The organism is Baia soyae (assembly GCF_004341445.1).
GTDB lineage: Bacteria > Bacillota > Bacilli > Thermoactinomycetales > Thermoactinomycetaceae > Baia > Baia soyae.
The window spans coordinates 1-26,520 of sequence record NZ_SLXV01000016.1; the positions used below are offsets into that span (position 1 = coordinate 1).

A 26,520-nucleotide genomic window follows, 5' to 3' on the forward strand; every position below is an offset into this window, starting at 1 on the left:
AGTAAGCTCATAGCGTCGTGGGGCCATTGGGAAATCTCCTTCGCATGTCATCTTACTGAATAAGATAACACATTAGAAGTTTTCAGACACTACCTTGTTTCTCCCTTACTTATCTAATTTTCGATATTTATTTACTTGTTACCTGTTCTCAAATTTACTCTCTCCATCATTTTTGATTGGTCAAAAGGAGACACAACCTTATGTACAAACTGTTTGTAGGCGATCTACCTTTAGAATCAATTATCTAGTTGCTTGATGTATCTGGTCTATCCGTATGGTACTTTCATTGGTCGCTTCATCATGTAAATACGAGGGATGTAGAAGAGTTAATAGCTCATCCTTCGTATTTTTTTTCTATTTACAAAATAGATCGCCCTATATTCTCTATAGTTTGAAAAATCATATTTTCTCATATACAAACAAAGCCCCTGTGATAGTCCAATCTCATTTGAGACAGCTATTACAAGGGATTTACATTATTTAAAACAATTACTCTCTTTATTCGTCTGATTTTTTGGCTAATTGTTCTTTGTCAAATAGCCGACGAAATACTAAAGCCGAGACAGCGAATATAACACTAGCTACCGCTGAACCAGTAGTAATCATCTTCGACACATCGCTTACTGGAGAGTCGAATAATGGAGGGATTGAGAGGGTTAAAACGGCGCCAGATAAAGACAATCCTAAAACTGAGACCATCAAAATCTTAGCCAAAATCTTATTCATTAAATCACCTCACTCACTTCATGTTGAAACAAGCTACCGCTCCAGTGATACCCACCCCACTAATAACTGCAAATCCACCAATACACGCGGCACATACAGGGGCAGTAACTGGTGTCAGTGCTCCACACACAGTAGCACACGAAGCCACAATAAGAGTGGCCAGCGTACCACTAACACCGAGAGCTACGGTAAGACAAGCTACCAATTTTTTCATACCCATTGGTTGAATCCCAGAACCTGTCTTTTCTGCAAGCATTTGTTCATCCGTCTTATATGCAATCCCAGTGTCCGTGGAAGTAGTAGATACTCCATTCAAATACTTATTCACTTGGAAATTTCCGAGGAAATTCTTGGTTACTAACGATTCATTTGTCTGCAATACAGTATCATTCTGGAAGAATACCGTTACGTTACTAGTAAGGCTATAATCCCCATGCAAAGGAACTGTAACAAACGTAACTCCACCACCAATGTCGTACACCTTCGATTCTGCAAAAGCAAAAGCAGACAAAGGAGCTACTCTTTTAACTTCACCTTTCTCTATTGCGTTGTGTTGTATCAACCCATTGCTTAGCCTTATCCCCTGTAATCTTAACAATGCTTGGAGTACTGTTAGCTTGCGCAGTAACTCTTAGAGCTGGAGATAGAGTTAAACAAAACATAACCAAAGCTATCAATACTGGCATAAAAATTTTTTTCGCCTTCAACATAATAAATCCTCCTAGTATATATTCTGATCGTGCAAATTGATTCCCTTTTTTGAGCTATAGATGCTTGTTAATGCGTTAGAATGGATATCACCTCGGCTTCAATATATACTATATTTTTAAAATTATTTAACACATTTATAATATTACAATATATCAAATTTAACAGTCAATATAATTAACAAAACACGAAATATTTTATTTTACGAAAACTATTTATATTATTAGTAATTTTTTCTGTGGAAAAACTATTGGTTTTTCAAAAAGAGTCATGGAGCGTATCAGACCGTATGTAGTCCCTGTTTGTGTGGGAGGAAAAAATTGGAGATACGAACAATAAAATTTCTCCAATCTAATACAAAAGAAGTAGCTCTCCGATGAAGAGTCTACTTCTTTTGTATGAAGAGGATGAGTGCTAATGGATGCTTCGTTTCTTAAAGTTGCCGCCTTGGATATCATGAATATTTCCAACGGCGAGGAATGCTTGTGGATCAATATCTTCCACGATCGATTTCAGTTTTGCTTCTTCTAGACGAGTGATGATACAGAAGATCACTTTTTTATCTTCGCCTGTAAATGCCCCTTGACCGTTCAGATACGTAACGCCTCTTCCTAAGCGATTTAAGATTGCTTCGCCGAGTATTTCCGGATTATCACTAATAATCCAAATGGACTTGGTTTCATTGAAGCCTTCGATGGTGACATCAATTGCTTTAAAGGCAATAAAATAAGCCATCAATGAGTACATAGCCCGATCCCATGAGAAGACGAATCCAGCGCTTCCGAGGATAAATAGGTTGATAAACATCACGGTTTGGCCAACGGATAGGGGGATGCGTTTGTTAAATACAATCGCTAAAATCTCCGTTCCATCCAAAGAACCACCGTACCGAATCACTAACCCCACACCGATGCCTAAGATCATTCCACCAAATACAGCAGCGAGCAGGGGATCTTCGGTTAAAGGTCTTACAGGGTGGAGCAAAGTCGTACCAATCGACATGACAATGACCCCAAAAATGGAGGAGATGGTGAACGTTTTCCCTATTTGTTTGTAGCCGAGGAAAAAGAACGGAATGTTTAATATAAACAGAAAAATACCTAAATTAATACCAGATAAGTGCGATAACATGATGGAGATACCAACAACGCCACCATCAATTACTTGGTTGGGTACTAAAAAGATCTCTAGACCAACTGCTACTAAAACGGCACCTAAGAAAACTAGGATCCCGCGTTTTAATAAAGCTAAAGCAGATAGCTTTTTGTGATCTTTCGGAGCTGCCTCCGGAGTTGGTTGTGGTTGTTTTAATACAGCTTCCATCCATCTACCCCTCTCTAATCGGATTTGTGGGAGAGATCACCTTGTACAAGCTGAACTTTATCGATGAAAACTCTTCCGTCTTCAATCCCAAAAGTGATATAGTCACCTTCTTTTAATTCCAAGCACTCTCGAACTTCTTTGGGCACAGTGACCTGACCCTTCGAGCTAATGCGATATATATGCATAAGATCACCTTCAGGATTGGTTAAATTTTTACTTCTTTATTTCTTTACTTCCTTACTTTCATTATAACATAAAATAAAAAGGAGTCATTCTCGTTTTATACGTAGAATGACTCCTAAGTTTTTCCTTTTAAATTAACAATCGTATTCAAGTTAGATTCCACCTTTTTCTTTTCCGCTCCATACGTTAAATACGACTTCGAATACCGTCTTTAGTACTGTCATCCAGTTCATTCCTCTCACCTCCGTTTGTTTTTGTCTATATGTATACTGTAACGGATTCTCCTATTTCCTCCCATTTGTTTTCCTTTCACTTGCATTACTCTTTTGTAAGAGAAATATAGGCTGGATGAAAGATTGTTCATCAACGAATAATCTTACTAACGAGTAAGATTTCTACAAGCATATGTAAGGTAGCAGTCATTCAGATATGGTGAAACTCCACCTATACTTGAGACAACAAGCGAATCATGAACAGCAGAAAAGGAGTATGAAAATGAAAAAGATGATCTGGTTTTTAGTAGTTACGATTGCTTTTGTAGGTGTTGGATTTGGAGTGAAACGGTATATAGAAGGTCCTCCACAATCAGTAAATGGAATTTTGGTATCGGGTACGAAAGAGAATATCGATGCAGTAAAGAATTTGTACAAGTCTGAAACGAAGCAAACAGCTGATTATCAATATAAAGTAGTGAAGGTTGAAGAGAAAAAAGTTGATCCTAACAAGGGACAACCTTTTTATGTAGTCATTAGTAAATCGACTGCGAAAAAGTTCATAGAAAAAGGAATCATGAGAGAGCGACAAGATCCAGATAGCGGCATGATTGTTTCAGATCTATTACGCGAGCTGAAGGAATTATCCAGTGAGGACAATTTGCTGTTCAAGAGGGTGGCGACAGATCAAAATATCAAGCTAAATGATCAAATGGTACCCGTCAAACATATAAAACATCAGGCTTGGATTGGATATAAACCAGAGAATGTCATTATTTTAGGGGATGATCTTTACAACAAAGTACAAGCAAAAGAAATGGACATGTCACTCGTTCAGTTTTCAAAGGAGAAGTTTGACTACAAAAACAAGGAAGATGTTAAGAATCTATTAAAAGACATAGCAAAGGTTTATAAAAATGGTTATGTCTATGGTGTTGACAGTTTTAAAGATAGTCCGGATAAAGATGGTCTGGATATGATTGATTTTGTAGATGTGCCTAAATAGGTGATTCATTTCAATGGGGAGAGGATGAGAAGATGGAAATCGTTCGGTTGGAGCAAGTGATGAAAAAATACGGGGATGGGGATGCTGAAGTTACGGCATTAAAAGAGATTAATCTTTCCATTCATAAAGGTGAATTTGTCACGATAGTCGGGGCATCAGGATCTGGTAAGAGTACGTTGCTTCATATATTGGGCGGTCTCGATCGTCCTACCTCGGGTAAGGTGTTTATCGGAGAACAAAACATCTATGATTATAGCGATCAAGAACTTTCCATCTTTCGTAGAAGAAAAGTCGGCTTTATCTTCCAATTCTTTAATCTTGTTCCCGTATTAGACGTGCAGGAAAATATCGCTTTGCCTGCTTTACTGGATGAGCAACATGTAAATGACTCATATCTAGATGAACTAATTCGGCTCTTAGGATTAGAGGAGCGTCGAAACCACCTTCCCTCTGAATTATCGGGTGGACAACAACAGCGTGCCTCCATTGGCAGAGCACTAATGAATAAACCAAGTATCATTTTAGCCGATGAGCCAACCGGAAATTTGGATACCCAAAATACGAAAGAAGTGCTGGATTTACTGAAAATAACGGCCAAAAAATATAACCAAACCGTGATTTTAATTACCCATGATCCTGCTATCGCGGCGAATTCGGATCGCATTATTACGATGGAGGATGGGATGATTATTTCCGATCAATTATTGGTTCACCCATCGTCCTAGGTTGGGAGGGAGAAATGATTTGATTCGAAGTTATAAGAAGTTAAGCCAAAAATATATCAGAAGCTATTGGAAACGAACCAACTTAACGTTGTTAGGAATTGTGCTAGCAGTCGCTTTAATTACGACGATTGGATTATTTTTTAATGGTGCATATTACACACAAATTGAAAGTGCAAAGGATCAAGCGGGAGTCTCCTACCATGTGGATATATCTCACTATGATCAAGCGATCTTAGATAAAGTTAGCCATAACCCGAATGTCGCTTCTTATGGAACGATGTCCCAAGGAGAGGCCGTTCAAGTAGGAAAGGATTTTGTCTCGTATCGTTATGCAGATTCTCGTGCGTTAGAGTTACTGAAGCCGGGTTTGATGCAAGGAAAGATGCCTGCTAATTCACAGGAAGCGGCGATAGAGAGCTGGATTCTCTCCTCTATTCAACCCGATTTGAAATTAGGGGATGCCTTTTCCTTTAAAAAGAAAACATATAAATTAGTGGGAATCCTAGCTAACCAAGAATTTACCCAACAAGAGCGAAAGGGCACTTTATTAACGATGCAAGATCAGTTTAAAGTAGGTGAAGGAAATCTACTGATTGAACTGCACTCGAAATCGAATATCAGACAAGTCGTGAACCAACTTCAAAATCTAGCAGGCGAGGAAAATACGCAGGTTAATGAGACTCTCATTCAAGCCTTGCAACCAGATAAAGCTTTAATGGCCGTACCTGCAATTGCAATTGGAATTGTTATGATTTCAACGATTGTCGTGATCTATAATGCTTTTCAGATCAGTATTACGGAGCGTCTGAAACAGTTTGGATTACTTAGGAGTATAGGAGCGACTCAAAAACAGATTCGGAAGTTAGTATTGCGAGAGGCAACATTCTTTTCCATCATAGCGATCCCAATGGGGGTCTTCCTCAGCATCTGCTCTGTCGTTGTGATCAGATGGATATTGACTAGCCTAGGGCAAAATATGAAAATCGTCATTCCGATTGAAGGATGGATCATCGGACTTTGTTCACTTATCTCATTGTTGACGGTTTATCTTGCTAGTTTTTGGCCCGCCTTTTTGGCAGGAAGAATTTCACCGCTTCTCGCTATTAGTAGTAGGCAAGCGATTAAAAAAGAGACCATCAAACGAAATAAAAAAACCACGGTAAGGAATTTTTTCTCGGTTCCTTTAAGCATGGCGTTAAAAAATAGTAAGAGAAGCCCAGGTAGGTATTCGGTTACGATTTTATCTATCATTATTAGTAGCACTCTATTTATTACCTTTTCCTCACTGATGGGAATTGCTTTTCAGTCTAAACAGACGGAAATGTCCGCTTTAAGAATGGATGTAGCAGTAGAATCAAAGACTTATTCACCTATGGACATGGAACCCATATTACAGAAATTGAATCAAGTCAGTAACATAACAAAGATTTATAAGAAGTATAAGAAACAAACTTTTTATACAGAAATTCCGAGTGACAAGCAAATTGAATCATTACAAGGTGGTTCCTTGTATACGGAAGTGAATCATAAAGGAAAACGCATGGACATGATTCATTCATCGGTCAAGGCATATGATGATTTGTCATTACAAGAATTGAAGAAATCTGTGATTTCGGGTCAGATTGATGTGAACCAATTAAAGCGGGAAAAAGCAGTCATTTTAGTGGAACAGGCAGCTATTCGCAATACAAAAACACAGAAGCCTTATCTCGGACCTCTCAGTAAATATAAAGTGGGAGATTCCATCCGGGTACAAAAAACATCACAACAGGAAGAAGATCGTGATGAATTAATCTACGATGAAAAAAAGATGGAAACAGTAAAGATTGTGGCAATCGTCAAAGCTGATATATTGGATAAAGAACGATCTGAAACGTTCACCTTGATTAGCAGTGAGCAAGGAATGACTTCATTAGCAAAAGCGGCTGTCAAACCAATTGGTTTGGAAGTCGAGCTAAAAGATCAATCGAAAAATCTAGTAACCGTTACGAAAATGAAGGAAGCTCTATCAGGTGAAGGATTACAATCAGTTAAAGTGGTTGATAATATTGATCAAAATCAAAAGCAAGAAGCCTATATCGTAACGATCAAAGTACTGGTATACGGTTTTATCGCAGTTATCACCTTAATTGGGAGTGTAAATATCCTAAATACGGTTACCATCAGTGTCATGATGAGGAGAAAGGAGTTAGCTGCTCTAAAATCGATTGGTATGTCGCAACGAGATATGAAAAAGATGGTAACCTATGAAGGGCTTGTGTATGGCTTCTTTGGGGGACTTCAAGGAATCTTTTTCGGGTGCCTACTCACCTATATTATCCATATCGCTTTAGCAAATAAGGTAGAGATGGGTTGGACTATTCCTTATCAGGATTGCATGACTGTATTTGTCGCAGCGCTAGTTATCAGCTATTTATCCATCTTGGGACCACTGAGGAAAATTTCAAAAGATAATCTCATTGATGTGATTCGAGAAGAATAATGTTGGAGACATGGCTTGTTAGGAGAGCCATGTCTTTCTCACTCAAGTTTGAAATAGCGAGGGTAAAAATGGATAAAATTCTATTTGTGGAAGATGATGAATCTCTTGGGATGGCAATTGAATTTTCGCTAAAAAGTGAAGGGTTTGATGTAACACGAGTGACGACCGTAGCAGAATCGAAGCTTCAATTTCAAAATGAGACCTTTGATGTGGCGATTTTAGATATCGGACTTCCAGATGGCAATGGCTATGATCTGTGTACATATTTGAAATCACGAAGTAACATCCCGATTATTTTTTTGACTGCACTGGATGAAGAGGCAAATGTGGTGATGGGCTTAGAAATGGGTGGTGATGACTACGTTACGAAGCCATTTCGTTTACAAGAGTTATTATCTCGAGTGAGAGTACAATTGCGAAAAAAATCGACAACCACATCCGTAACAGAGCTAACATCTGGCAATGTAAAGGTGGAGGTGGAGTCAGCCAAGGTTTTTAAAAATGGGAACCTTGTGTCCTTAACGAATCTAGAGTACAAACTTTTGCTTACATTGATGTCAAATGCTAATAAAACGATACAAAGAGATGAAATACTAGAAAAGATTACGACGGATGACGAGATTTTTTTCGATGAAAATACGCTCTCTGTGTACATCAGGCGGTTGAGAAGCAAGATTGAGGATGATCCTAAAAAACCAGTTTGTATTGTGACCCAAAGGGGTCTGGGCTATCGTTGGGATCAAGATGTGATGGAGACTGTACGAAAGCATTCGTAGCTAGAAAGAGGGCAGAAATGAAAAATTCGGAGATGAAGACGAGTCTTGGTTTTCTAGCAGTGATCTTGCTCCTATTTGTCATATATCAAACGATGATGTTGCAATCATTTTATAATGATTTCAAACGTGATTACATCCATACGTGGAGTGGGGTTGCTGGGAAGCTTGTAGAGCAAAATCCAGAAAACGAAAGTGAAATTATGCACATTCTATCGGGGAAAACGAAGGACTTTAACCAATATATTGCTTCTGGAAAAGTCATATTAAATCAGTATGGAATATCAGAGGATGTATCTTTAGAGTTATTCCCCTATCTGAATCAGCATATTTCTTTCTATAACCAGTTTATTTTTTGGGGTTGCATACTCCTTTGTGTCACACTCCTTCTGGTTACTTTTATCCAATACAAGTCCTTTTTCGGTAAGATTAAGCAATTTATTAGGGCTGCTGATAAGATTGTGGAGGGGAATTATGAAGTAGTAATTAATGAAAATAGAGAAGGAGATTTGGCTAGATTAGCGGTTTCGTTTCAATCGATGAAAGAAGTAATTCGAAAAAATATGCATGATCTACTTGCGGAAAAAACATTTCTCGTCCAGACACTCCACGACCTCTCCCATCAACTAAAAACACCTCTTTCCACACTTATGGTTAATAACGACATTTTGTTAAATGGAAAATGTTCTCTTGAGCAATGCCAAATGTTTACTCAACGTAATCAAGTCCAACTTTCTAGAATGAATGACCTGATTCATAATGTACTAAAAGTAGCGAAAGTAGATGCCAGAGCGATCGCTTTTGATAAAGAGAGAATCAATCTGATCGAAACGATTTATGAAGCCATTGATATCTTGCAAAGTAAATGTCGTGAGAAAAACATCACAATCGACTTAGAAGCGGCGGACGAAATCGTTATTTCTCACGATCGAATTTGGATTCAGGAAGCACTTATCAATATTTTAAAAAACTCTATTGAACATTCTCATCCAGATAGTCAAATCTGTGTTCGGGTGAAAGATACCCCTATCCATACAGAGATTACGATTCAAGACTTTGGAGAAGGAATTGAGCGAGAAGATTTGCCTCATATATTTGATCGATTTTATAAAGCAAAGCATTCCAAAAAGCGTGATTCGATTGGGATCGGATTAGCCCTTTCTAAGTCGGTTATCGAAGCTCATGATGGGTTTATTCGAGTGGAGAGTCGGCGGTTTGAGTTTACTAGATTTACGATTACCTTTTTAAAGTATTGACCCTCGTGGATCGAGGGATTTTTTATGTGATCGTATGTAAAATATGTTTGAGATATAAAGCTACATGTACTTTAATATAAATGTAAAACATATTTTACATTCCAAGGATTGAGGTAGAGGGGATGAAAAACCGCATTCACGAGCTTCGAAAAGCTAGGCAGATTTCGCAGGAGGAATTAGCAAAACTATGTGGTGTGAGTAGACAAACGATTAATGCTATTGAAAATAACAAATATGATCCAAGCCTTGAATTGGTTTTTAGTCTTGCAACGAAGCTAGGGATCTTAGTGGACGAGTTATTTATTTATAACAAGGGGAGATAGAGATGGTGATGGCGTATGTTATTTTGTCTGTTGTTATGATGATAGCGAGTATCTTGATTTTTTGTCTGTCTAATGATATTCCAGTTAAAGGTGGAGCAGGACGAGCGGGATTTATGGGTGATGAGCGCCAGACACTCATACGACAAAAAGCGATTCTTTCGAGTTGGAGCGCTATGATGTTGTGTGGAGTGATTAAATATGTATACAGTCTCCCTATCATGCAGGCGACACATACTAAGTATTTCTTTAGTGATATATTATCTGACATTAACTTTGAGAAAGGCTTAGATGTAATTGTAATGGGTGCGATCGCTTATGTTATCAGCTATCAATTGTGGAAGAGAAAGCTGAGTTGATGTTTCTGCATAGAGAAGCCGACTTACACACTTAGCGTAGTGGAAAGTCGGTTTTTTATCCTTTCTTTTAGCTTCTTATTCGCAGAGATCAAGCTGAAGTAGGTCTCACAACGATTTCATTTACATCCACATCAGCTGGTTGATGGATGGCATCAGAGATGGATTGTGCGATGAAGCCCGGAGGCAATCCATGTAGAACACCGTGGATATTAACATCGATCATGCAATTTCATTCATCGATCTTCAGTGTCTCCAAAAGCGATACTGGCATCACACGGCTACATCGATACATCCAAATTTGATCAGAGCTAGGCGGATAATGGCTTGCATTTCGGCCCAGAGAATGAACCTTATATGGTTTTTCGGTTAAGTTATTCTTTGGAATATCTTCTAATGTCATATCCTAATACAAAGTAATCATATATGTATGATGAGTATTTTGTATTAGGAGGAGTGTCATGAATCGGCTGATTACCTTTATTATCGTGGGATTTTTTGCTCAGCTTGTAGATGGTGCGTTGGGGATGGCATATGGAGTGACGTCTAGCTCACTGTTATTGTTGTTTGGGATTGCTCCGGCTATCGCATCTGCTTCTGTGCATATGTCCGAAGTAGTGACAACGGCGGCTTCAGGGGTTTCCCATATTCGCTTTGGAAATGTGGATAAGAAAACAGTTCTTCGTTTGATCCTGCCGGGTTCGATTGGTGCGTTTGTGGGGGCATGTTTTTTAAGTAATCTACCTGGCGAATTGGTGAAACCGTATGTTGCGATGTTTTTATTTTTACTAGGGGCCTATGTTCTATTTCGGTTTTCATTTGTTCGTTTTAAGCAGAATATGAACCTGTCAAACCGAACTCCTAGTAAAAAACTACTCGTCCCCCTAGGGTTTATCGCCGGATTTGCAGATTCTACAGGTGGTGGTGGCTGGGGCCCGCTTGCTACGCCTGTCTTGATGGCGCGAACGGAACTGGAACCACGAAAAGTAGTAGGTTCCGTAGATACCAGCGAATTTGCCATAGCCTTCTCTGCTACATTAGGCTTTTTGATCTCACTCGGATGGGAGCAGTTTCACTGGGAGTGGGTGTTAGCCCTGATGATCGGAGGAGTCATAGCAGCTCCCATTGCCGCTTGGTTAGTACGACTCATCCCTGCCCCTATATTAGGAGTCCTAGTAGGTGGACTCATTATCATGACCAATCTAAAAACGTTATTCAGTGTTTTTAGCATCAGTTCATCTAATATTCAAAACTATACTTACTCGCTTTTTGGTGTGGTCTGGCTTGTTGCTGGGTTTTATACGATTCTGCGTTATCGGAAATATAGGAAACAAGTACTGGATGAAGAACAAAAAAGTCATCCAACAAATGGATGACTTTGTACAATGAAATCCGATCTTCTGTCGGAATCTACTATACAGACAAATCCTTCGTCCACAAGCTCATGTCCTCAAATTTGTCATGTATATTGCAATTTTTTGTTAGTCTACCCGTATACTCGTAGCCAAGTTGATGAAATGCCATATTCATTCCAAACGAAAGAGATCTTGCTAACGAGTATACGCAAAAAATACTTCTTTGTTTTAGCTCACTTTCAAGTGAAAGAATTAAATTCTTGATAAATCCATGCCGACGATGTTCTGATAATGTAGCGCAATCCGTTATCTCTGCATTGTTATAGGTCGTATTTAATTCTGCAGAAGCGGCACTTACAATTTGATCTTCGCTTTCAACCACATAAAAAATGGTGCCGTTTTCAATCGCATTTCGAACGTATGTTTCATCATTCATTGGAGTTGGATAAAATTGAAAAATAGTGTTGTACAAGTTTGCTAGTTGCTCCGCATCCTCTTCTATTGCTAAACGCATGTGATAGTTACTTGAAAACTCTTTGGGATCCGATGTCATGGGGTGGGTTTGCACTTTTTGTAGGATCTCATTTTCTTTTATCCAATGGTCACTGGTTCGCCTCTCAAGACTAAAATAAAGAGCTACGCTATATGCATCACTTCCGTTAAAGTATCCTTTAAAGATCCCTTCTAACATGTAACCTCTGGACACAAAAGATTGCCAGTCCTCACTTCTTGCTTTCACAAAAACCTTAGTAAAGTGGTATTGCTTGGCAATCTCTTCAATACGTTTCATGATTGAGAAAACATTTCCCCTGTAATCATCTACACGCAGTCGATCACCCGCTGGGTCAACATAAATTTGTACTGTAAAATCTAAGCCTGTCTCAACTCGATTTTCGACATGCATAGGTGTATCGATCATGACTCTCACTTCCTTCCTTTATTGGACAATATCTTTGTTCATCACATTACCCGCTTCCAACTTTTCTGCTAATGAAAATGCAGTATCTTGCCCAACGCTCCGAATGAGGCTAACAGGAATTCCAAATATGAACCGTATCCTATATTTTGGTTAATACACCTTTTCGGGGGCTTGGGCAAAAACTGCCGTGATGGAACCAAATCAAAAACTGAAAAAAGACCTGTTGTCTTCAGGTCACATGCTACTAACAATGCAAACACTTTTTAATAGCATGTGTTTACAGATATAATATTATATTCAGAAATATTATATCTTATTTCAATGTGGCAGTCAATATTTAGTTTACCTTTTATTCTTCACAACACTAAAACCTTTGTTCCCAACTAATTAAGCTTTCATTAAGAGACAATTGTAGAGTTCCTACCATTCTGATATACTCAACTGGAACAAATGTAAACTTAATATAAATAAATAGTTTACATTGGATTGGGAGGTAGGAGCATGTCACAGAGCTATCAAGAACTACTAGAGAAAAATGAGAAGTATCTTTGGAATCCATTCACACAAATGAAGGAATATTTACATGATAACCCAATCATTATCGAACGCGGCCAAGGCGTCAAGCTAATCGATGTACGAGGAAACGAATACTACGATGGAAATGCTTCCGTTTGGCTAAACGTGTTTGGTCATAACCGAAAAGAATTGAATGAAGCGATTCAGCAACAACTAGAGCAAATCGCTCACTCTACCTTATTAGGGATGGCGAATGTACCGTCTATTTTATTGGCAGAGCGACTGGTTCAGCTTGCTCCCCAGAGCTTACACAAAGTTTTTTACTCTGATAGCGGAGCAGAGGCAGTTGAAATTGGATTAAAGATGGCGTTTCTTTATTGGAAACATAGAGGGAGGCCTGAGAAGCAGACGTTTCTCAGTATGAAAAATGCATACCATGGTGATACCGTGGGAGCGGTTAGTGTCGGGGGAATTAGCATGTTTCATCAGGCCTTCGATCGATTACTGTTTCCAACTGAAAAAGTTTCGTATCCATATCCGTACCGTTTTCCTGGAACCGTGGAGGAATGTAGAGAAAGTTGTCTAGACGAACTAAAGCAGGTACTAGAAGAGAAATCAGAGCAGATTGCAGGACTCATTGTAGAGCCGATGGTGCAAGGGGCAAGCGGAATTATCGTGATGCCAGACGGTTTTCTTTCAGAAGTAGAAAGGCTATGTCGTAGGTACGATGTTCTCCTGTTAGTGGATGAAGTGGCTACTGGATTTGGCCGGACCGGGAAGATGTTTGCTTGTGAACATGAAGGGATTCAACCCGACATCATGATGGTCGGAAAGAAGCTGACCGGTGGCTATCTTCCTGTCGCAGCAACTCTTACTTCCGATGAAATCTATGATGCTTTTTATGGGGATCATGCGGAGGGAAAAACATTTTTCCATGGCCACTCTTATACAGGAAATCAATTAGGATGTTCGGTGGCGCTTGCGAATCTCGAACTTTATGAGCGTGAGAATGTAATCGAACACGTTCAGGAGGTAAGTAAGTCGTTAGCGGCTTGGTTAAAAGAGTTTGAACAGCTTTCTCATGTGGGGGATGTCCGGCAATTGGGATTGATCGTAGGAATTGAACTAGTGCGGGATAAGGAAAGAAAAGAGCCGTATGACTTTGAAGAGGCGATTGGGGTACGGGTTTGTAGACGAGCAAAGGAGCTAGGGCTACTCACTCGTCCGCTTGATGCAGTGATTACCTTAATCCCACCACTGATTACGACAAAGAAAGAGCTAAGAGAGATGCTGATGATTTTATATCAAGCTATTTCTGAGGTTACAGAAGGATGAGCAAAGGAATCTTTATTACGGCAACGGGGACAGGGATCGGAAAGACGGTGATCACAGCGGGTTTGGCGCTTGCATTACGAGATGTTGGCTTTGATGTAGGGATCCTAAAACCGGTACAAAGTGGACATGCCCTCGATTCTCCGGAAAGTGATGGGATGATTCTAAAAGAATTGGCTCAGATCACAGCTCCCATTGAAAAGATCGTTACCTATAGCTTTCCTGAACCAGTAGCACCCCAATTAGCGGCAGAGATCGCGGAGGTCGAGATAGACCGTATGCGAATTCTGCAACATGTCGAAGAGCTAAAAGCAAGGCATGATGTGGTATTGGTTGAAGGTGCTGGTGGACTAATGGTTCCAATACGACATGATTACAGTGTTGCAGACCTAGCGAAAGAGATCGGCTGGCCACTTCTGATTATAGCGCATCCGCTTCTCGGTACAGTGAATCATACCGTGCTAACGACCCTTGTTGCCAGACAGATGGGGCTACATCCGATGGGTGTCATCTTAAATGGTCTCCGAGAAACCGACGAAGATCCAAGTGTTGCACACAATTCCCGTTTTATTGAACAGATGGCCCAAATCCCTGTGCTAGGAACCGTTCCATGGCTAGGGGAGGATGTTACATCTCAGAATGTAAGACAAGCCATGATCCAGAATGTAAATATGACAGCATTGATCCAGTCTATTAATTAATTTTAGGAGGAACAAACATGTTAACGATAACATCTACACAGTGGGAACGATACGCAGATAAAGCACTACAAGGAGAAATTCTCACGATGGAAGAAGCATTATCCGTTTTAGATGCAGAAGATTCTCAGCTACTTCCCTTACTACAAGCCGCCTTTCGAGTTCGATATCATACCTTTGGTAGAAAAGTAAAATTGAACATGATTATTAATGCTAAGAGCGGTCTGTGTCCGGAGGATTGCGGCTACTGTTCTCAATCGATCGTTTCTAATGCACCGATTGAGAAATATACGATGATGAAAAGAGACGTACTAGTCGCAGGTGCTAAAGAAGCATTGGCTCGGAAAGCAGGAACCTATTGTATCGTAGCAAGCGGTCGTGGCCCTACCGAGCATGAGTTAGAAGAAGTGATTGAAGCAGTGAAGGAGATTAAACAAGAATTAAAGATGAAAGTGTGTGCTTGCTTGGGAATTTTGCGAAATGATCAAGCAGAGAGACTGAAAGAGGCAGGCGTTGATCGCTATAATCACAATTTGAATACAAGTAAGGATCACTTCTCGCAGATTACGACGACTCATAACTATGATCATCGGGTTCAAACGATCGAACAAGCGAAAACAGCTGGGATGTCTCCATGTTCGGGGTGTATCGTGGGGATGGGAGAGACTCGTGAGCAAGTGGTTCAGATTGCCTATGCTCTGAGGGAGCTTGATGCAGATTCGATTCCAGTCAATTTTCTTCATTCGATTAAAGGGACCCCGCTGGAAGATAAGAACGATTTAGATCCACGTTACTGTTTAAAGGTATTGGCTTTGATGAGGTTTATCAATCCGACTAAAGAAATTCGGGTTTCTGGAGGAAGAGAAGTAAATCTGCGCCACTTGCAACCGCTATCCCTCTATCCGGCGAATGCGATCTTTGTGGGGGACTATCTAACCACGGAAGGACAAGCTTCCCTCATCGATCATCAAATAATTGAAGATTTGGGATTTGAGATTGAAGAATGTGCGCTGTAAATCATTGGGATCATTGGATTGAAGAAGAGCTTAGGCGTATGGCAGAAAAGGATTTGACGCGTGAATTGAAAATGGTGACCGAATCTGCGCAACCCATATGTCGGCGTAGAGGAAAGTCGTTACTTAATCTATCTTCTAATAATTATCTAGGTCTTGCGGGACATCCTCAATTAACGGATGCGATGCGAGAAGCGATTGGACGGGGAGTGGGAGCAGGGTCGCCTTCTTCTCGACTAATCGTGGGGCATGAAGAAGAGACAGCTCTTTTGGAATCGGAATTAGCAAGTTGGCAGGAGTCTGAGGCGGCCTTAGTCTTTGGCAATGGATATTTGGCGAATCTAGGTGTTTTATCGGCGTTGCTGGGGCGTGATGATGCGGTGTTTAGTGATCGATTGAATCATGCCAGTATCGTGGATGGGATTCGATTGAGTGGGGCGACTCATTTTCGTTATCGCCATCGGGATCTGGGTCATTTGGAGAGCTATTTGAAAAAGGCAGACCAGAAAGGGATTAGACGAAAGTTAATTGTGACAGATGGGGTGTTTAGTATGGATGGAGATCTCGCACCGCTTCAAGAGCTTGTTTATCTTAAAGAACGATATGGTGCGGCTTTATTTGTGGACGAGGCTCATAGCGTGGGAGTGATCGGTGTACAGGGAAGAGGATGGGCCCACGAGCTAGAGATGGCGGATCAAGTGGATTTGCACATGGGGACCTTTAGCAAAGCGTTTGGCGTATATGGAGCGTATGTGGCTGGGAGAAGAGAGTGGATTCGCTATCTCATTCATACGGCTCGTAGTTTTATCTATACGACGGCGCTCCCTCCGGTGGTGATTTCGGCTATCCGTCGATCCTTGCAATTGGTGCGACAAGGGGACTTATTACGTCAATCTCTAGCGGGAAAGTGTCGCTATTTTCGAGAAGAGCTTTCCCGAGCTGGCTTCCAACTGACTGATTCTATGACGCCAATTATTCCGATTATGCTGGGGGAGAGTTCGAGTGCGGTGGAGTTTAGCCAGCGATTAGTCGAGTGCGGAATCCTGGCTGTGGCGATTCGGCCACCGACGGTTCCTAGCGGAGAAGCACGGATCCGATTCTCCTTGATGGCAAGTCATCGAGATGAGGATGTACGAGAAGCGATTCGTAGTATTGTACAAATTGGATATGAATGTAAGGTGATCGGATGAATAGAAAACAACAAGCCTTTTTATGGATCTCGGGCTGGTCGGTTCCGGAAAGGGTTTGGGAGCCTTTTTATGGGGAATGGTCTGATGTCAAGCATGTTGCGCTCTCTTTTTGTGATTGTGAACAGGTAGGGGAAATGATGGAGTTGGCGATCCAAACATTCGAGCAAATCGATGCGGATGAGGTTATTGTAGTGGGGTGGTCATTAGGGGCGATGGTTGCTTTGGAACTGGCTTTGCGCTTTCCTGAGCGGGTACGGAGCCTTTTTCTCATCGGTGGGGTGGCTGATTTTGTAAAGCAGAGTGATGATGACATAGGCTGGGATGAGCGTGTCCTGAGAAGGATGAAAAAGCAATTACGTTCGAATGAGCGGGAAGTGATTCGTTCATTTGATCGAAAAATGTTTTCGTTGCTGGAAGAAGAGGGTGGATGGGAGGAGAGGTGGCAGGAGGTGTTTCGTCAACATCTCCCTTCCCTCTCTTCTTTACAAGCGGGGCTTGATTTTCTACAACAATTTTCACTTCGCGATCGAGCGAAAGGGATTTCGATGCCTGTCTTTCTACTGACGGGATCAGAAGATGTAATCTGCCATGCGGAGGCAACCCGCCGTTTGGCAAAACAACTTCCTAGAGCGGATTGTACCATTTGGAACGAGAGTGGACATGCTTGTTTTTGGACACAGAAGGAGCGTTTTCAACAGTGGATAAAGGGGTGTTTAGATGGAGAGTATTCATAAAACCAGGGTAGCCAACCGTTTCAATCGCTCCGTTTTGACGTATGATCAACATGCAGGAGTTCAAAAGCAGATGGCTCATCAATTGATCAAGCTGCTTTCTTTGATGAGGAAGCCGGTGGAGAGAATCTGCGAAGTTGGCTGTGGGACTGGATATTTGACTAGTTTGCTTACCGATCATTATCCACATGCAGAGATCGTAGCGATCGACTTAGCACCGAAAATGATTGAAGTAGCAAAAATGAAGGTGACAAGTTCCCACGTTCATTGGATCGTAGGAGATGCAGAACAGCTGGAGCAGCTAGTATCTGGCCCCTTTGATCTCATTATCTCGAATGCAACCATTCAATGGTTAACAAATCCCAAGAGTACCATTCGCTCGTGGACAGAAGCGCTTCAGCCTACTGGATGGCTGGTTTCTTCTACTTTTGGACAAGACACTTTTCGAGAATTAGCGACTACATTTCAAAAAGTGGAAAGCGAACTTCATCTGGAACCGAGCCAACATCATTTGCGGATGCATTCATTAGAAGATTGGCAAAAGGTATGGAGAGAAGCAGAGTTGACACTACTAGAGGGGATAGAGGATTGGCAACGGATGTCGTACTCCAATTGTCGAGACTTTTTACAGAGTATTAAGGCGACTGGGGCCAATTATAGTGAAATGAAACCGTCATTATCTGTATATAGACAGCTACTTCCACGGGTGATGGATCAATATAATCAACTCTATCAAATGGGATCGGGCGTGTATGGGACTTATCATTTGTTGTATATAGTAGGGAAAAAGATAGGATGAAGCACTGAAAGTAGTAGAATGACTCATGTGAGCTATTGCACAATGAGTTTTTCTGGAATAATATAGAAGGAAAATGATAGAGTAGGCAGGCGAGGCAAATGAAACGTTTTTTGGTAGTTGGAGCAGTGGCAGTTAGTGTGATGAGTATGGCAATCGGATGTTCGAAATCAGATGAGCATGCTGGGCATAAAGAGATGGCGAATCAGCAAGCTGCTAGTACTTCTACAAATGATGTAACGAAAGATAATTGGCAAGTTCCAGAGTTTACATATACGGATCAGGATGGAAAGAAATTCGGAAGTCAGGATCTAAAGGGTAAAGTATATTTGAGTAATTTTATTTTTACTAGTTGCCCAGATGTTTGTCCTCCTATGACCGCAAATATGCGGAAAATCCAAGAGGATTTGAAGGCAGAGGGGTTAAATGTAGAGATTGTCTCGTTTAGTGTTGATCCTGAGACAGACAAGCCGGCTACGTTGAAGGCATTTGGAGAGAAGCATAAAAGTGATTTTTCCAACTGGCATTTCTTGACGGGCTATGCTTTGTCTGACATGGAGAAATTAGCGCGTGAGACTTTTAAGGGAACAGTAGAGAAGCAAGAGAGCCAGGTTCAAGGCGGTAAGCCTCTTTTCCAACATCCGGTTCAATTCTACTTGGTTGATGGGACGGGTAAAGTTCGCAAGTTTTATAATGGGATGAATCCGGATCAAGCGTTGATTAAAAAGGATGTAAAAGAAGTGTTGGGTAGTAAATAATTTTATATGGGGTAACTAAAAAGGCATGATGGAGAGCGGTGAATACTCTCCATCATGCCTTTTACCGATTTACTTGACTGGATTGAGATAGCTTTCGTTTATTCCAACCTATGATCAGCAAACCTATCGCCCAGTTGATAAGTAATAGAATAATAGCTTCCGCATAACTCACTCGCTGCATGGCAAGGGGCATGATGATGAGTAGGAAGCCGAGCAGGAATGCTAGGGTTCGAGTGATGGTAACCCAGCTGTGAACAGCTCGTCCGGGAGATACGGGATATAGCTTTACCCAGAGTGGATAGGTTTGCTGTGTGATTAATCTAGGCATCTGAAGGACGAAGAGACCGATGGCAAGCGGGGTAATCGTCCAAGATACCCACGGATAGGGAAGGCTGACGACGAAAAGGGTTGCCCAAATCCAAATCCGATAGAAACTAGCAAATAAGTCACTGCGCCTGATGAGGGTGCGCCAGTATAGATAGGTGAATGGCTCTTTTTGTGTGGTGAATCGCTTGATGAGGGCGATGAGCCAGGTTCTTTTTTTGATCGGTGGTTCAACCCCGCGCAATTCTACGAACCAACTAGCAAGTGATTGCCAGCGATGTCGAATGAGCGATTCTCTCTTTTGCCAGAGCATCCACGGCATTTGGCTGGTTTTGGTCGTTTTATATAGCCAAATAGAATGAACGATGGGAAGGAGTAGAGCGAGCAAGGTGTAGATTTGATAGGGATGGAGTGACCAAAATACGAGAAATGCGGTAACCCCCCAAAGGCAAGCCTGATCCAATACACGCGAATATCCTTGAAGCCTGCGATGGTCCTCCATGACCCGTACCCATAGGGTCCAGATTTGTAGAGCTAGTAACATTCCGATTGCCATCCACCACTCTGACGAAGTACCGATTCGAACTCGATATAGTGGATAAAGCAGGAAAAGAACAACGATAAGACGAACCATAGCCATACCTGCTGAGTATAGAAAGGCCGTTTTTCTCCAAGCGGGCATGGTGTGCTCGAGAGGAAGTAAAAAGACTAAGTCCGCTTTTTCGATCCACGGACGGAATTCTACGCTCGAGAGGATATAGGTAAGAATCCCCCATACCACCCAATCAAACGGAAAGGTTGCCGGTAGCTCAGTGAGTAAGGTTTGATACGCTATATAAAAACCAATTAGGAGAATGCCTAGAACTAGAGGTGTTCCGCCTCCACTCGCGATTAACGTAATAATTCGCGTGGCCTTCGTCCATGTTGTATGGATTCGCTGTTGTAGTAAAGATTTATTTTGTTTCATCGACGATCCCCTTTTACAACCGATAGAAAGAGTTCATGCAGGGTGGCATGTGGGCGCTCGGCTTGGCTTCGCATCTCCTGAATCGTACCCGATAGGGCAATGTTGCCTTGATGGATACAAACATATCGATCACAAAGTTTTTCAGCCATATCCAGGATGTGGGTAGAGATTAAGATGCCTGTTCCCTTCTCTTTACGTTGTTGTAATAGCATTGCTAATTCATCGATGGCGATAGGATCCAGACCCACGAAGGGCTCGTCCACGATTAAATACTTACACTCCGTGAGGAAGGTACAGAGAATCATAATTTTTTGTTGCATCCCTTTGGAAAAAGTATCAGGGAACCAATTACGTGCCCGTTCCATTTGAAACTGTTTTAAGAGTTGTTCCGCTCGTTTATGAAAGATTTCGTCTGATAATCCATAAGCAGAAGCGGTTAATTCAAGATGCTCCCATAATGTTAACTCTGGATAAAACAAAGGCATTTCCGGTATGTAGCCGATCTTCGATCTGAAATCCTCCGGTTGCTCCGACAGTGTGGATCCATCGATCGTGATCGAGCCACTATGTGCGTTTAGTAGACCTAGGATATGTTTCATAGTAGTACTCTTACCAGCCCCATTTAGCCCAATTAGGCCAACTGTTTCGCCAGGCTTCACTTGAAAAGAAAGGTTATGGATGACGGGGCTTGTACGCGAGTAACCACCCGTTATATTTTGAATGGCAAGCAAATCGTTCACCTCTTATTTATAGAAAATGCTTAACTTTATTGTACAGAAATCAGCTTCGTTGGTCGACCTCTAACCAGAAAGTAGGAACCAACATTGAATCTATGGCAATGGATCACATGCATCCTCGCATTTGGCCTTTTACCCAATATCACACACCTCTACTTAACCCGTAGGCAAAAGCAGAACCGACTACATAGTAGCTGGAAGAACGACCTACCTAATCAAGTCACATGGTGGATGAATGGAGTCTCGTTTGTATACGGGGCAACCCTTCTTTCTATCAATTCATCCTCTCATCACAATGAATGGTTCCTTCTGGCCGGGATTCTATGGATCATGGGCATGATTGTGTGGTCAGATCTATGGATGGGAATTATTCCGAATGTATGTGTGATTGTGATGTGCGGATTAGGGGTCGTAAACCAGATCCAGAGTGAGTCCTATCAAGAATATCTGCATACAGAGTGGTTGATTGGATTAGCAATTCTCTTCTTATTCATCGTTCTCGTCTTGCTTACCCGTTCCATGGGCTGGGGAGACATCAAGCTATTAACCGCTTTATTCATCTGGTTAGGCACATGGAACTGGATCATTCATCTATGGATCGCATGTGTGAGCGCATGTGGAGTCGTGTTGCTCCGAGCGCTTACAACCAAACAAATTGCTCGAAAACAAAAAATGCCCTTTGGTCCACATATTGTACTAGGGGCGATTATTGCTTGGATAGCAGGAGAAAGGCTGTGGACAAGTTATTTAGAATGGTTTCTCTCATTCTAGTAAAATTGTCTAGTAGCGTAGTTCTAGTTTGAGTATTTGTCCATATACTGTGATAGAAAGTTTCTGGGAGGGTCTATCATGGTGAAAATAAATGTAAAGCCCAAACGAGAAGAGTCTGTAGGCGATTCTCTGGATGATAACTTTGTAAAAGTCGTTACACATACCCCTTCGAACGGATCGACATTTGTGACCGTTGAACCGATCCAGAGCGAGGAAGAAGAGATCACTCCAGAAATAGAACCGGTGGAACCGACCTCGACCTCTCAAGGACGTACATTTCTAGATGCATTAAGTGCGTATCGCTTTCGAAAAGTTTTTTCGATTGAAGATGATCGAGAAGCAGAGATCATCGAATGGAGCTCCCCTCATACTCCATCTCGAAAACCGAACAAACGAAAGTTTAACTGGAAAAAAACATGGTTACAGATCGTGCTATCGATAGTAGGTGCAACGGTCTTAGGCTCCATTATGGGGATATCGGTCTTATCTCTGTTTTTTTCGGGGGATTCGCAAAAGCGCCCAACCAACTCCATTGATTCGCACCTAATACCACAAAATGATTCGAAACAAGAAACCCCTGTTCAAGGTGATCCCAACCATTTTCCAGAGTTGCCTGTTGTTTTGATGGAAACAGGAAGCTATGGTGACGCATCGGCCGCGCAAAAAGGAGTTTTTGAACTCCGAGCGAAGGGATTTGCTTCAGTACTATCGTTTACGAGTCCAGATCGCATCTTTGTAGGGATGACAATCGACGAGAAACAAGCAGGACAGTTGTCCAATTTCCTAAAGCAAAAAGGGGTTCCTGTCAGTTCTAAGAAGGTACAGTCGTCTCAGAAAGAAACCAAAAAACAGATTGATTCGAAGTTGCAGTCGTTTATCCAGCTAGGAAATGAAATGGTACAAGAGATGACGCCTTTAACCGTCTCGCAACTTACCAGTTCCAAAGAACCGCCTCCTTTTCCATTTAAAGCAGAGTATCTAGAAAAACATCGCAAGCTTCTCACCGATGGACAGGAGATCGCGAACTCTTTGCCACAAACATCGAAAAATTATTTATCTGAAATGATCCGAGGAATTGATCAATCGGTACAAGCAGCCGGGGAGGCACAGAAGAATCCGAATACGGCTTTACTTGGGATGATTCAAGAAGGGTTGATCCGTTATAGTACTTCATACCAGCAACTAATCGAATCATTTCAATAGTCAGTTTGGTTAGATTCTTGTTGAATAATGCCAAGTTTGCTAAACTAAAATTATCATAATTTTGACTGCACCTTTTTGAGGAGGGTGCTTTTTTGTACATATGAGGATTTCGGGACGAAAGAAGGCGCTTATGTGGAGATTGTTTTAGCATCTGGCTCACCCAGACGACGTGAATTATTAGCTCATTTAAAAGTGGATTTTCGTGTGCGGACGAGTGAGGTTAGTGAAGAGATAGATTCAACAGAACCAAGTGAAGTAGTCGAAATGTTATCGTTGCGAAAAGCAGTAAAAGTGGCTGAGGAAGAGAAAAATGCTTGGGTCATTGGTGCGGATACGATTGTAGTGCAAGGTGGACAGATTCTCGGAAAGCCAAGCGATCCGGCAGATGCGTTTGCTATGCTATCTAGCCTTCAAGGAACCCAGCATCAAGTATTTAGCGGGATTAGTATCATCGAAGTTCGTGATGGCGAGGTGAAGCGTTCTCTATCGAGACATGCTACCACACATGTATGGATGAACTCGCTATCCGATCAAAGGATTAAATGGTATATCGAGACAGGGGACCCGATGGACAAGGCTGGATCCTATGGGATTCAAGGATATGGGGCTAGTTTTATTGAAAAGATTGAGGGTTGCTATTTTAACGTAGTAGGGATGTCTCTATCCTTGCTGGCAGAGATGTTAGAAACCTGTTCTTGTCCACTGTTTGAGAAGTCATAGTCGGTATAATGTGTAATGCATCAAGATAAACATCCTAATCAATCTAATATGTTTGGGAGAGGATTCTAGTGGAATATAATGATTCTCAATTACTGATGAGAGATGTTCCAGCAGATGAGAGACCTCGAGAAAGAATGATTCAACTTGGTGCAGAACACTTATCGAATGCGGAATTAATTGCTTTACTTCTTCGAACAGGGAGTCGCGGGGAATCAGTGCTAGCCCTGGCCCAGCGTTTGCTTATTGGGACGAATGGACTTCGAAATCTACATGGATCTTCGCTACAAGAGTTAACGAAAATCCGAGGGATTGGGGAAGCGAAAGCGATTCAGATCTTGGCTGGGATCGAAATTGGAAAGCGTCTTGTTAAGCATAGACGAGAAGAGCTAGTATCCATTCAAAATCCAGAGACTGTGGCCGAGTATTTGATGGAGGATCTTCGCTATCTTCCACAAGAGCATTTTGTCTGTCTCTACCTGAATGTGAAGAATAAAATTATACATAAAAAAGATATTTTTATCGGAGGATTAAATTCTTCCATCGTACATCCTCGTGATATTTTTCGAGAGGGAATCAGGTATAATGCAGCTTCCATCATATGTGCTCACAATCATCCGAGCGGAGATCCTACTCCGAGTCCAGAAGATTTAATGGTTACACAGCGCCTCATCGAGGCCGGGGATTTAGTAGGGATTGAGGTCGTGGATCATATCATTATTGGCGATGGTCGTTTTTGTAGCTTACGAAATGAAGGCTTGATGTTTGAGCCGAGTTAAAACGGTTTTTGACAATAAGAAGGAAAATGATGGAATTTAGCGAAAAAATAGAGTTGAGGCGGGGTGACGTGAATGGGGAAAGTGATGAAGCCTTACGTAACGATCAAAGGAACCAAGGATGGCCTGTTATTTTATTTTGATGATTCATGTCCCTATTCGGAGATTTTAGAAGAGTTAACCCATAAATTGGAGCATAATCAAGCGCTTTGGGAGGGGCCAGATACGAAGATTCGAATTAAGTTGGGATCACGTCAAATTACAAATGAGGAAGAACAGTCATTGCGTGATATATTTGCCCAAAAGAAGAATCTGGTGATCTACGGTATTGAATCAGAAGGAAAGCCGCATCTAATTGAGTCTGAAATGGGGATTACGACTCTTTCGGGAACGGTTCGCTCTGGACAAGTTCTCACTCATATAGGAGATCTATTATTTCTAGGTGATGTAAATCCGGGTGGGAGTATTCAAGCCTCTGGGAGCATCTATGTCATGGGTGCGCTACGGGGTTTGGCTCATGCGGGGATGCAAGGGGATGAGAGGGCTATCATAGCTGCATCGGTCTTTAAGCCCACGCAGCTTCGTGTGGCAGATGTCATTTCTAGGCCACCAGATGAGTGGACGGAATTTGATAGCACGATGCGATTTGCTCATGTTGTCGATGGACAGATTTCGGTAGAACGTATGAACCATTTTTGTCAGATTCGCCCCGACCGAGAGTGGAAAGAGGTACAGAGAAGTTATCGATCGTTATAGAGGGGAAGGGGAGTCAAGTGGGAGAAAGCATTGTGGTTACTTCTGGTAAGGGTGGCGTAGGGAAGTCGACTACCACCGCAAATGTGGGTACAGCACTGGCACTAGCAGGGAAGAAAGTCGTGATGATTGATACGGATATCGGATTGCGCAATCTAGACGTTTTAATGGGTTTGGAAAACCGAATTGTATATGATATAGTTGACGTTATTGAGAAGAAATGTAGAGTGCAACAAGCACTGATAAAAGATAAACGTTGTGATGAATTATATCTATTGCCCGCTGCGCAGACGAAGGATAAGAGTGCACTTACATCGAACCATTTGCGTTGGTTGGTAAGTGAATTAAAAGAAGAGTTTGATTATGTCATCATTGATTGCCCGGCAGGGATTGAGTCAGGTTTTCAAAATGCCATTGCTGGGGCTGATCAAGCGATTGTAGTCACCACACCCGAAAATGCTTCCATTCGAGATGCGGACCGAGTGATCGGATTGCTCGAAAAAGAAGATATGCCTACTCCTAAGTTAGTGATTAATCGACTTAAGACCCAAATGGTAAAAGAGGGCGGGATGATGGCGATTGATGAAGTCGTCTCCGTTTTAGCGATTGATCTACTAGGAGTCGTCCCAGATGATGAACAAGTGATTCGAGCTGGCAACGATGGCGAGCCAATCGTTTGGGAACGTAACTGCTTATCCGGGAAAGCATATCGTAATATTTCAAAGCGAATTATGGGGGAAATGGTCCCACTACTCGTATTAGAACCGGATTCCGGTATCTTTATGAAAATGAAACGTTGGCTAGGGTTTGCGTGAGCAGACTATCAAGCCGCTTAGGAGGAAGAGGGGAAATACCTTTCTTCCCTTTGTTATTTCTATAGAAGGAATGATGCTA

General features: G+C 41.7%; 29 protein-coding genes and 1 pseudogene. 21 read left to right on the plus strand and 9 right to left on the minus strand.

Going from position 1 to position 26,520, the window contains the following annotated elements:
* Nucleotides 1-498: 498 nt before the first annotated feature.
* The 5 genes from EDD57_RS06735 to EDD57_RS06755 all read right to left on the minus strand — a co-directional run bounded on the left by EDD57_RS06735 (nucleotide 499) and on the right by EDD57_RS06755 (nucleotide 2,942).
* Nucleotides 499-726: a hypothetical protein gene (locus tag EDD57_RS06735; RefSeq protein ID WP_131848697.1), complete on the minus strand. Its 228-nt coding sequence runs from the start codon at nucleotides 724-726 to the stop codon at nucleotides 499-501.
* A gap of 13 nt (nucleotides 727-739) precedes the next feature.
* Complete coding sequence (locus tag EDD57_RS14620) at nucleotides 740-1,237, minus strand: hypothetical protein (RefSeq protein WP_207896806.1); 498 nt, start codon at nucleotides 1,235-1,237, stop codon at nucleotides 740-742.
* A 19-nt stretch (nucleotides 1,238-1,256) separates the two neighbouring features.
* Nucleotides 1,257-1,436 carry a hypothetical protein gene (locus EDD57_RS06745; protein WP_131848698.1) on the minus strand — a complete coding sequence of 60 codons (180 nt, stop codon included), beginning with the start codon at nucleotides 1,434-1,436 and terminating at the stop codon, nucleotides 1,257-1,259.
* 412 nt (nucleotides 1,437-1,848) lie between these two features.
* Complete coding sequence (locus EDD57_RS06750) at nucleotides 1,849-2,757, minus strand: YitT family protein (protein WP_131848699.1); 909 nt, start codon at nucleotides 2,755-2,757, stop codon at nucleotides 1,849-1,851.
* 14 nt (nucleotides 2,758-2,771) lie between these two features.
* Nucleotides 2,772-2,942: an AbrB/MazE/SpoVT family DNA-binding domain-containing protein gene (locus EDD57_RS06755; RefSeq protein ID WP_131848700.1), complete on the minus strand. Its 171-nt coding sequence runs from the start codon at nucleotides 2,940-2,942 to the stop codon at nucleotides 2,772-2,774.
* 493 nt (nucleotides 2,943-3,435) lie between these two features.
* Between EDD57_RS06755 and EDD57_RS06760 the strand changes: the two genes are divergently transcribed.
* From EDD57_RS06760 to EDD57_RS06790, 7 genes are all read left to right on the plus strand, one after another.
* Complete coding sequence (locus tag EDD57_RS06760; RefSeq protein ID WP_131848701.1) at nucleotides 3,436-4,158, plus strand: lipoprotein BA_5634 family protein; 723 nt, start codon at nucleotides 3,436-3,438, stop codon at nucleotides 4,156-4,158.
* A 32-nt stretch (nucleotides 4,159-4,190) separates the two neighbouring features.
* Nucleotides 4,191-4,883, plus strand: a complete 693-nt coding sequence (locus EDD57_RS06765; protein WP_131848702.1) for an ABC transporter ATP-binding protein — start codon at nucleotides 4,191-4,193, stop codon at nucleotides 4,881-4,883.
* 19 nt (nucleotides 4,884-4,902) lie between these two features.
* Entirely contained in the window at nucleotides 4,903-7,365 is a 2,463-nt protein-coding gene (locus EDD57_RS06770) for an ABC transporter permease (RefSeq protein ID WP_131848703.1), read from the plus strand.
* 68 nt (nucleotides 7,366-7,433) lie between these two features.
* On the plus strand, nucleotides 7,434-8,141 hold the full coding sequence (locus tag EDD57_RS06775; protein ID WP_131848704.1) for a response regulator transcription factor: 708 nt from the start codon (nucleotides 7,434-7,436) through the stop codon (nucleotides 8,139-8,141).
* A gap of 17 nt (nucleotides 8,142-8,158) precedes the next feature.
* Nucleotides 8,159-9,394 carry a HAMP domain-containing sensor histidine kinase gene (locus EDD57_RS06780; RefSeq protein WP_131848705.1) on the plus strand — a complete coding sequence of 412 codons (1,236 nt, stop codon included), beginning with the start codon at nucleotides 8,159-8,161 and terminating at the stop codon, nucleotides 9,392-9,394.
* A 122-nt stretch (nucleotides 9,395-9,516) separates the two neighbouring features.
* Nucleotides 9,517-9,717: a helix-turn-helix transcriptional regulator gene (locus tag EDD57_RS06785; protein ID WP_131848706.1), complete on the plus strand. Its 201-nt coding sequence runs from the start codon at nucleotides 9,517-9,519 to the stop codon at nucleotides 9,715-9,717.
* A 2-nt stretch (nucleotides 9,718-9,719) separates the two neighbouring features.
* On the plus strand, nucleotides 9,720-10,073 hold the full coding sequence (locus tag EDD57_RS06790; RefSeq protein WP_165873695.1) for a hypothetical protein: 354 nt from the start codon (nucleotides 9,720-9,722) through the stop codon (nucleotides 10,071-10,073).
* A gap of 88 nt (nucleotides 10,074-10,161) precedes the next feature.
* Here EDD57_RS06790 and EDD57_RS14940 read toward each other — a convergent pair.
* Nucleotides 10,162-10,260: pseudogene (locus EDD57_RS14940) on the minus strand (oxidoreductase); the annotation flags it as partial.
* Nucleotides 10,261-10,531: 271 nt separating this feature from the next.
* Between EDD57_RS14940 and EDD57_RS06800 the strand changes: the two are divergent.
* On the plus strand, nucleotides 10,532-11,446 hold the full coding sequence (locus EDD57_RS06800) for a sulfite exporter TauE/SafE family protein (protein WP_131848708.1): 915 nt from the start codon (nucleotides 10,532-10,534) through the stop codon (nucleotides 11,444-11,446).
* Between the two features lie 37 nt (nucleotides 11,447-11,483).
* Here EDD57_RS06800 and ablB read toward each other — a convergent pair whose 3' ends face one another.
* Nucleotides 11,484-12,344: a putative beta-lysine N-acetyltransferase gene (ablB, locus tag EDD57_RS06805; protein WP_131848709.1), complete on the minus strand. Its 861-nt coding sequence runs from the start codon at nucleotides 12,342-12,344 to the stop codon at nucleotides 11,484-11,486.
* A 501-nt stretch (nucleotides 12,345-12,845) separates the two neighbouring features.
* On the opposite strand from ablB, the gene bioA reads away from it, so the two are divergent.
* The 7 genes from bioA (at nucleotide 12,846) to EDD57_RS06840 (ending at nucleotide 19,378) form a co-directional block, all read left to right on the plus strand.
* Nucleotides 12,846-14,195: an adenosylmethionine--8-amino-7-oxononanoate transaminase gene (bioA, locus tag EDD57_RS06810; RefSeq protein ID WP_131848710.1), complete on the plus strand. Its 1,350-nt coding sequence runs from the start codon at nucleotides 12,846-12,848 to the stop codon at nucleotides 14,193-14,195.
* Nucleotides 14,192-14,893 (plus strand): dethiobiotin synthase, encoded by a 702-nt coding sequence (gene bioD, locus EDD57_RS06815; RefSeq protein ID WP_131848711.1) that lies wholly within the window; start codon nucleotides 14,192-14,194, stop codon nucleotides 14,891-14,893. Before bioA ends, bioD begins: the two co-directional genes overlap by 4 nt.
* 17 nt (nucleotides 14,894-14,910) lie before the next feature.
* Nucleotides 14,911-15,906, plus strand: coding sequence for a biotin synthase BioB (gene bioB / locus EDD57_RS06820; RefSeq protein ID WP_131848712.1), 996 nt, complete (start codon nucleotides 14,911-14,913; stop codon nucleotides 15,904-15,906).
* Nucleotides 15,894-17,093: an 8-amino-7-oxononanoate synthase gene (bioF, locus tag EDD57_RS06825; protein WP_131848713.1), complete on the plus strand. Its 1,200-nt coding sequence runs from the start codon at nucleotides 15,894-15,896 to the stop codon at nucleotides 17,091-17,093. The genes bioB and bioF overlap by 13 nt, the downstream gene beginning before the upstream one ends.
* Nucleotides 17,090-17,827 carry an alpha/beta fold hydrolase gene (locus tag EDD57_RS06830; protein ID WP_131848714.1) on the plus strand — a complete coding sequence of 246 codons (738 nt, stop codon included), beginning with the start codon at nucleotides 17,090-17,092 and terminating at the stop codon, nucleotides 17,825-17,827. Before bioF ends, EDD57_RS06830 begins: the two co-directional genes overlap by 4 nt.
* Nucleotides 17,811-18,623 (plus strand): malonyl-ACP O-methyltransferase BioC, encoded by an 813-nt coding sequence (bioC, locus tag EDD57_RS06835; protein WP_131848715.1) that lies wholly within the window; start codon nucleotides 17,811-17,813, stop codon nucleotides 18,621-18,623. Before EDD57_RS06830 ends, bioC begins: the two co-directional genes overlap by 17 nt.
* A gap of 98 nt (nucleotides 18,624-18,721) precedes the next feature.
* Nucleotides 18,722-19,378, plus strand: a complete 657-nt coding sequence (locus EDD57_RS06840) for an SCO family protein (protein WP_131848716.1) — start codon at nucleotides 18,722-18,724, stop codon at nucleotides 19,376-19,378.
* A 61-nt stretch (nucleotides 19,379-19,439) separates the two neighbouring features.
* On the opposite strand, the gene EDD57_RS06845 is transcribed toward EDD57_RS06840, so the two are convergent.
* Together EDD57_RS06845 and EDD57_RS06850 are read right to left on the minus strand one after the other, a co-directional pair.
* Nucleotides 19,440-20,669: an ABC transporter permease gene (locus EDD57_RS06845; protein ID WP_131848717.1), complete on the minus strand. Its 1,230-nt coding sequence runs from the start codon at nucleotides 20,667-20,669 to the stop codon at nucleotides 19,440-19,442.
* Complete coding sequence (locus tag EDD57_RS06850; RefSeq protein ID WP_131848718.1) at nucleotides 20,666-21,409, minus strand: ABC transporter ATP-binding protein; 744 nt, start codon at nucleotides 21,407-21,409, stop codon at nucleotides 20,666-20,668. Before EDD57_RS06850 ends, EDD57_RS06845 begins: the two co-directional genes overlap by 4 nt.
* Before the next feature lie 84 nt (nucleotides 21,410-21,493).
* On the opposite strand from EDD57_RS06850, the gene EDD57_RS06855 reads away from it, so the two are divergent.
* The 6 genes from EDD57_RS06855 (at nucleotide 21,494) to minD (ending at nucleotide 26,441) form a co-directional block, all read left to right on the plus strand.
* The gene (locus tag EDD57_RS06855; protein WP_131848719.1) at nucleotides 21,494-22,177 is read left to right on the plus strand and encodes a prepilin peptidase; all 684 of its coding nucleotides are present in this window, start codon (nucleotides 21,494-21,496) and stop codon (nucleotides 22,175-22,177) included.
* 78 nt (nucleotides 22,178-22,255) lie between these two features.
* Nucleotides 22,256-23,380, plus strand: coding sequence for a hypothetical protein (locus EDD57_RS06860; protein WP_131848720.1), 1,125 nt, complete (start codon nucleotides 22,256-22,258; stop codon nucleotides 23,378-23,380).
* Nucleotides 23,381-23,464: 84 nt separating this feature from the next.
* Nucleotides 23,465-24,100, plus strand: a complete 636-nt coding sequence (locus EDD57_RS06865) for a Maf family protein (protein WP_131848721.1) — start codon at nucleotides 23,465-23,467, stop codon at nucleotides 24,098-24,100.
* 95 nt (nucleotides 24,101-24,195) lie between these two features.
* Nucleotides 24,196-24,876 (plus strand): RadC family protein, encoded by a 681-nt coding sequence (gene radC / locus EDD57_RS06870; protein WP_131848760.1) that lies wholly within the window; start codon nucleotides 24,196-24,198, stop codon nucleotides 24,874-24,876.
* Between the two features lie 72 nt (nucleotides 24,877-24,948).
* Nucleotides 24,949-25,629, plus strand: a complete 681-nt coding sequence (minC, locus tag EDD57_RS06875; RefSeq protein WP_243649471.1) for a septum site-determining protein MinC — start codon at nucleotides 24,949-24,951, stop codon at nucleotides 25,627-25,629.
* Nucleotides 25,630-25,646: 17 nt separating this feature from the next.
* Nucleotides 25,647-26,441 (plus strand): septum site-determining protein MinD, encoded by a 795-nt coding sequence (minD, locus tag EDD57_RS06880; RefSeq protein WP_131848722.1) that lies wholly within the window; start codon nucleotides 25,647-25,649, stop codon nucleotides 26,439-26,441.
* The last annotated feature ends 79 nt before the right edge of the window (nucleotides 26,442-26,520 follow it).